Source organism: Candidatus Magnetominusculus xianensis (genome assembly GCA_001541255.1).
Taxonomy (GTDB): Bacteria; Nitrospirota; Thermodesulfovibrionia; order Thermodesulfovibrionales; family Magnetobacteriaceae; genus Magnetominusculus; species Magnetominusculus xianensis.
Genome location: LNQR01000147.1, coordinates 1 through 3368 on the forward strand (window position 1 = coordinate 1; position 3368 = coordinate 3368).

Here is a 3368-nt window from a genome sequence, read left to right on the forward strand (position 1 = left end):
GTATATATTCCATCTGCGCGAAAAATATTTCGTTCTCCCTCTCTATTCTCCCTTTCCTCCCTCCCTTTCTTACTTCACCGAGAATTGCTGGAAAAATCCCTCTTTTGAGGGATTGACTACCAATTTTGGTAAATGTTTTCATAGACCATGAAGTCGAACAAAGATGAAAGGACACACGAAAGAAAGCCGCTAAACAGTACTATTGAGTTTAGGACAGTGGAGGATGCGTCTTTATCCCAAAAGACAGCAACAAGTTTTAACATAGGCAATGGAGGTATAGGCCTGGTTCTGGATCAACTTCTCGTTAAAGGTAAAGTATTACAGTTGTTTATCCCTGTCGGCGAGGGTGTAACCGCCCCTGTCTATGCAGAGATAATGTGGTCAGACCGCTGTGAGGGCGGATGTGAGGCAGGGCTGAGATTTATCATGTAGTAGCACAAGGCGCTTATTGTTCATGATATGACGGTTCAATTATTTCAGTCCAGAGTATTAACCGTGTGGAGGTTTCATAAGAAGTGTTTTATATCATTAACAGTCGCAATTATAATAGGAGGAATGAAAATGAATGCAATTGGGGTAAGTAAATCGTTAAGTCGAAGGGTAGGTCATGTGAGTTTTATGGTATTTTTGCTGTCGTGTCTGTTTCTTGTCGGGAGTGCAGATAATGTAATGGCATACGCTGGTGGTGGTGCTGGTTCTGGTGTCTATAAATTGTATGGCCAGAGGATAAGTGGCGGACATATGCATACAATGACACTGAAAAAAGACGGGACGGTTGCTGCTTGGGGGTTGGATGGTTATCCACAGAGCTATAACAATTGGGGTCAGTCGATTGTACCAAGTGGTTTAAGCGGTGTTGTAGGAGTAGCAGCCGGAGGGTATCATTCAGTAGCATTAAAGGGAGACGGAACTGTTGCTGGTTGGGGGGGCTGGGGTAATAATTCGGTACCAAGTGGTTTAAGCGTTGTTGAGATAGCTGGCGGATGGGGTCACGTATTAGCGTTAAAGGGAGACGGGACGGTTGTTGCTTGGGGGTATAATGCGTATGGACAGACGAATGTACCGAGTGATTTAAGCAATGTTGCTTCAATAGCTGGTGGAGGATACCATTCAGCAGCGTTAAAGAGAGATGGGACGGTTGTCGCTTGGGGTGATAATTCCGTTGGTCAGACGAATGTACCAAGTGGATTAAGCGGTGTCATTGCGATAGCTGGAGGAGGATATCATACATTAGCGTTAAAGGGAGATGGGACGGTTGTTGCTTGGGGGGTTACAAGCGGGCAATATTACTATGGACAGGCGAATGTGCCAAGTGGATTGAGCGGTGTTGTTGCGATAGATGCTGGGTATTATCATTCAATAGCGTTAAAGGGAGATGGGACGGTTGTTGTTTGGGGGCAGAGTCAGTGTGGTCAGATGAATATCCCAAGTGGATTAAGCGATGTTGTTGCGATAGCTGCCGGAGGGTATCATAACGTAGTAGCAAAGAGAGACGGAACTCTTGTTTTCTGGGGATATAGCGATTATGGTCAGGGGAAAATTCCAAGTGGGCTCAAACTATGGAATTTTCCAGATATACCGATAGGTATAGGTATCTCTGCAGGAGGATATCATACATTAGGTTTAAAGAGGGATGGAACTGTTGTTGCAAGGGGGCGAAATAACTATGGACAAACGAATGTGCCAAGTGGATTAAGCGATGTTGCTGCAACAGTTGCTGGATGGGGCCACTCGTTAGCGTTAAAGAGAGATGGGACGGTTGTTGCATGGGGGAATAATTCGTATGGACAGACAACTGTACCCAGTGGATTAAGCGGTGTTGTTGCGATAGCTGCCGGCTATTATCATTCAGTAGCGTTAAAGGGAGATGGAACTGTTGTTTCATGGGGGATTGCAAGCGGGCAGCAATATTACTATGGACAGACAACTGTGCCAAGCGGACTAAGCGGTGTTGTTGCGATAGCTGCCGGGGATTATTATTCAGTAGCGCTAAAAGGAGACGGGACTGTTGTTGCATGGGGGAATAATTCGTATGGACAGACGAATGTGCCAAGTGGATTAAGCGGTGTTGTTGCGATAGCTGCCGGGGGTGGACATACAGTAGCGTTAAAGAGAGATGGAACGGTTGTTACATGGGGGAATAATTCTTATGGACAGACAACTGTGCCAAGCGGATTAAGCGGTGTTGTTGCCATATCCGTCGGAGATTCCCATACAGTAGCATTAAAAAGAGATGGGACTGTTGTTGCATGGGGGCGAAATGACTATGGCCAGGCAACTGTACCATATGAACAGGCAACCGTACCAGTTGGGGTAAACGGTGTTGTTGCGATAGCTTCCGGATTGTTTCATACAGTAGCAGTAAAAGGAGACGGGTCTGTTGTTGCATGGGGGTTGAATTCCGATGGACAAACCAACGTATCCTTTGCTATTAATACATCTGTAACTGGCTCAAATGGTGTTTTTTCATGTAATCCATCGCCAGTAGCCATAAATCTGTTTTTACCTAAGAGTTCCTTATGTACTGCCACTCCGAATACGGGATATGCTTTAACCTCGCTTTCGGACAATGGTGCAGATGTAATAGGTCTTGTAAGCGGTAACAAATACACAATCAATAGTGTAACAACAGAACACACCCTTGTAGCATCATTCGGGTTGGTAAGTTATAATATAACGGCATCTGTAAGCGGTGGTGGTGGAAGTGTCAGCCCAGCAAGCCAAACGGTGAAGCATGGAAGTACAGCAAGCTTTACGCTCACACCAAATGCTGGATACCAAATAAATACGGTAACCGGCTGTTCAGGGACACTAAATGGCAATACATTTACCACAGCTCCTATAACAGGAGCATGTAGTTTAGCCGCTACATTCACTCCAGCGCTTACGGTAACGGCCTCAGTCAACGGTTCTGGCGGTACCATATCACCAGCTTCGAAGACAGTGGCTAATGGCGGCTCAACAACATTTACAGTAACACCGAACACAGGGTATACGGCATCAGTGAGCGACACCTGCGGCGGCGGTACATTATCTGGAAACACATATACAGTAACCAAAGTAACCAGTAGTTGTTCCGTAACGGCGAGTTTTACATTGAACCAATACGCTGTATCCGCATCGGCTGGTGCTGGAGGTACAATAAGCTGTACGCCGACAAGCGTATCGAGCGGAGGGTCATCGACATGTACCATAGCACCGAACTCAGGCTACGGCCTTGCAAGCCTTACAGACAACAACGAAGACGTGTTGTCTCAGGTGGCAGGTAACACCTATACAATAAGCAATGTTACAGGAAACCATAGCATTGCTGCCATATTCTCTGTCAACATCTATACTGTAACGGGGGCAAGCAACGGTAACGGTAC

General features: G+C 46.1%; 2 protein-coding genes. Both read left to right on the forward strand.

The features are described 5' to 3' along the window. The first annotated feature begins 147 nt into the window (after nt 1-147). Nucleotides 148-432, forward strand: coding sequence for a PilZ domain-containing protein (locus tag ASN18_RS16745; protein WP_085053926.1), 285 nt, complete (start codon nt 148-150; stop codon nt 430-432). Between the two features lie 129 nt (nt 433-561). Next, nucleotides 562-3368: RCC1 domain-containing protein (locus ASN18_RS16750; protein WP_236861862.1), on the forward strand; the 2807-nt coding region annotated here is incomplete at its 3' end.

Coding starts and splice junctions, on each gene's coding strand:
- ASN18_RS16745 (WP_085053926.1), top strand. CDS start 148: ATGAAGTCGAACAAAGATGAAAGGACACACGAAAGAAAGCCGCTAAAC.